This is a genomic window from Actinophytocola sp. (assembly GCF_035634895.1).
Lineage (GTDB): Bacteria > Actinomycetota > Actinomycetes > Mycobacteriales > Pseudonocardiaceae > Actinophytocola.
The window spans coordinates 1-3,173 of record NZ_DASQCC010000042.1 but is presented as its reverse complement, the minus strand read 5'-3'; the positions used below and the strand labels follow the sequence as shown (position 1 = coordinate 3,173).

The 3,173-nt window shown below is 73.9% G+C and carries 1 protein-coding gene and 1 pseudogene; both read left to right on the top strand.

Going from position 1 to position 3,173, the window contains the following annotated elements; all coding sequences use genetic code 11:
* Positions 1 to 1,209, top strand: a 1,209-nt coding sequence (locus VET29_RS06785) for an AAA family ATPase (RefSeq protein WP_324916101.1), incomplete at its 5' end; no start/stop codon positions are given.
* 20 nt (positions 1,210 to 1,229) lie between these two features.
* A pseudogene (locus tag VET29_RS06780) lies at positions 1,230 to 3,173 on the top strand (hypothetical protein); the annotation flags it as partial.

The window sequence follows — 3,173 nt, the reverse complement described above, 5'->3', positions numbered from 1 at the left end:
GCGCTCTCGCTCGCGGAGGCCGCGATCGAGGGCACCGGCGGCGACGGCGTGCACGCCGCGACCGGCGCGGACCTCTCCATCGTGCGGTGCCGGGTGCAGGGCAGCGGGGGCATGGGGTGCCTGTTCGCCGAGGGCTCCTCCGGCTCGGTGACGGAGTCGGAGTTCTCCGGCGGGTCGGCGGACGGCATCCGCGTCGACACCGAGGAGTCCGTGCGGGTCACCAAGTGCACGGTCCGCGACAACCACGGCAGCGGCCTGCGCCAGACCCGGCCCGGCACGTCGATCGAGGTGCTGGACCTGATCACGAGCGGCAACCTCGCGCCGGACGCGTTCGGCACGACGGCCGCCGCGGACTTCCCGGCACCCGCGCCCGCGGAGGCACCGAGGCGGCCCGTGCGCGGCTCGGACCCGGTGCAGGAGCTGCACAACCTCGTCGGGCTCGCCGGGGTGAAGGCCGAGGTGACCTCGCTGATCAACCTGAACAAGATGGCCAAGCGGCGGATGGACGCCGGCCTGTCCGCGCCGCCGATGGCCAGGCACCTGGTGTTCGCGGGTGCGCCGGGCACCGGCAAGACCACGGTCGCCCGGCTGTACGGCGAGATCCTCGCGGAGCTGGGTGTGCTGCGCAAGGGACACCTGGTCGAGGTCGCGCGGGCGGACCTGGTCGCGCAGATCATCGGTGGCACGGCCATCAAGACCACGGAGGCGTTCGAGTCCGCGCTGGGCGGGGTCTTCTTCGTCGACGAGGCCTACACGCTGTCCAACAGCCGGGGCGGGTCCGGTCCGGACTTCGGGCGCGAGGCCATCGACACGCTCGTGAAGCTGATGGAGGACCACCGCGACGACGTCGTGGTGATCGCGGCGGGGTACACGAAGGACATGGCGGACTTCCTGGCCGCCAACCCCGGCATGGAGTCCCGCTTCAGCCGCACCATCGAGTTCGCCAACTACACGCCGGACGAGCTGGTGACGATCGTGCGCACCCAGTGCGCCAAACACGACTACCGGCTGGACGACGAGGCGGGCGACGCGCTGCTGAAGTACTTCGAGGAGATCCCGAGGGACGGCACGTTCGGCAACGGCCGTACCGCCCGGCGGGTGTTCGAGCGGATGACCGACCGGCAGGCGTCCAGGTTGGCGGCCGACCCCCACGCCGACGCCGCGGACCTCACCCTGCTGACCCAGGAAGACCTGACCTTCGCCAGGTGATCAGATTCGGGGAGTGACAGATGCATCAGCTCGACCAGCTGGTCGCTGAACCGCTACACGAGAGGCACGTGCTGATCCGGCACCGTGACGAGGCGGGCCTGGACCAGCGGCTCGTCGGCACCGCCCCGCTGGAGCCGGGGCAGCTCCTGGTGTTGGCCACACCCGGTGCGCACGAGGTGCCGTCCCTCGTGGACGACCTGCCCGCACTGCTCGAGTCCTTCCTGGACGATGTCGAGTCGGTCTGGATCGGCATCGGCAGCCTCGCCACGTCCGACTCGGTCGTCTCGCGGCTGGAGGCCGCGCTGGGTGTGGCCGTCGTCGCGCCCGACGGCGGCGTCGCGGCCATGCCGGGCGCCGCGCTGTACGCGGGGCACGGGGTCGGCGGCACCGGCTGGTACTCGTCCGGCGAGCACGTCGGCGCGCGGTTCCCGTTGCCGGAGTGGGAGTCGTGGGTGCCGGCCGCACCGGTGTCGGTGAACGGGATCGCCGCGCTGCCCGTGCCGTGCGGCCTGGTGATCGCCGACGCGGCCGCCTTCGACGTGCCCGTGAACCAACGGTTCCCGAAGCTGGTACTGGGTTCGCCGGTGCCCGCGCCCGCCGCCGTCGCCGATCTGCTCGGTGAGCTGCCGGACCGACCGATCATGATCGTCCCCGCGTCGCCGGAGGCCGCCTCCCACATCTGGTTGGCCGAGCTGTCGATGCGGCTCGGCCGCGATGTCGTGTTCAGCGCCGGGATGCAGGTGCGGACCCGCCAGGGCGCGCTGTCGACGGTGGTCCCGGACGCCGGCGGCAACCGGCTGTACCGGCCCTTTCCTTTGGTGTTGCAGCAGTCCGCGCGAGGTGGGGACCAGCAGGTGCTCGACATCGCCGCCGCGCCACCCGGGTGGGAGCGGGAGGGCAGGCGGTCCTACCGGCACACCGAGAGCGGCGTGGTCGCCGATGTCGTGCCGTCCGGCCTGGTGCTGCGCGCCGCGGACGGCTCGCCCGCCGACCCCGCCGCCGAGGCGGCGCCGTTCGACCCGGAGGGGTGGACGCTGGCGTTGGGCACCTCCGGCCAGGTCGTCGGGCTACCGGTGCTCGCGGCGGCGGAGGAGCTGCTCACGGTGTTGCCGGCCTCGCAACGCGCCGTCGTGCGGGTGCGGATGGCCGGGGTGATGGACGAGGAGGCGGCGAAGGCCCTCGACCGGTGGGCGCTGTCCCGGAAGCGGAAGCCGGCCGCTGCCGAGGAGGACGCCGTGCGGCCGGGGCGTGGGTTCGTGGTGGCGCCTCCCGAGCCGGTTTCGGTGTCGTCTGCCGTGTCGTCTGCCGTGTCGTCTGCCGGGCCGGGTTCGGAGTCGTCGTCGGACGGTTCGCCCGGGACGGTGGGCGCGCGGGGGCGGAGTGTGGTGCCGGTGTTCGAGCCGGCCGTCTCGGGAGGCGGGTCCGGTCTCGGGGCGCGGCTCGGGGGGCCGGTGGATCCCGCTCCCGAGGCCGGCGCGGCGAGTGCGGGCGTGCCGGTTGGTTCCGGACCCGTGTCGGGTGCTGGGACCTCCGGGTTCGTGCCGGGTGGTCCGGGGCATGGTGCGTCCTCGATGCCCGCGCCGGCCGCCGGCGTGCATGGTGGGTTCGGGGATCCCCGTCGCGGTGGGAACTCGGGTGCGGCGAACGTGCCGCCGGTCGAGCAGAGGGGTCGGTTCGAGTCGGGCGGTTCGCGGCTGGGTGAGCCTTCGCCGGCCGGGCCGGTGCCGCCGGTGTCCCGGCCCGCGGTGGCTGCGCCGCAGTCGACGGCTCCGGGTGTTCGACCGGGGAGCGAGTCGGGTGGTTCGAGGCCCGGCGTCGGGCCGGTGCCGATGGTGACGACGGCTGCCGGTGGGCCGCCGGCCGTGGTGCCGCCGGCCAGCGGGTCGCCGGCCGTTGGGGTGCCGGCTGTTGGGGTGCCGGCTGTTGGGGCGCCTCCGATGGCGCCTCCGATGGCGTCGCCGCCT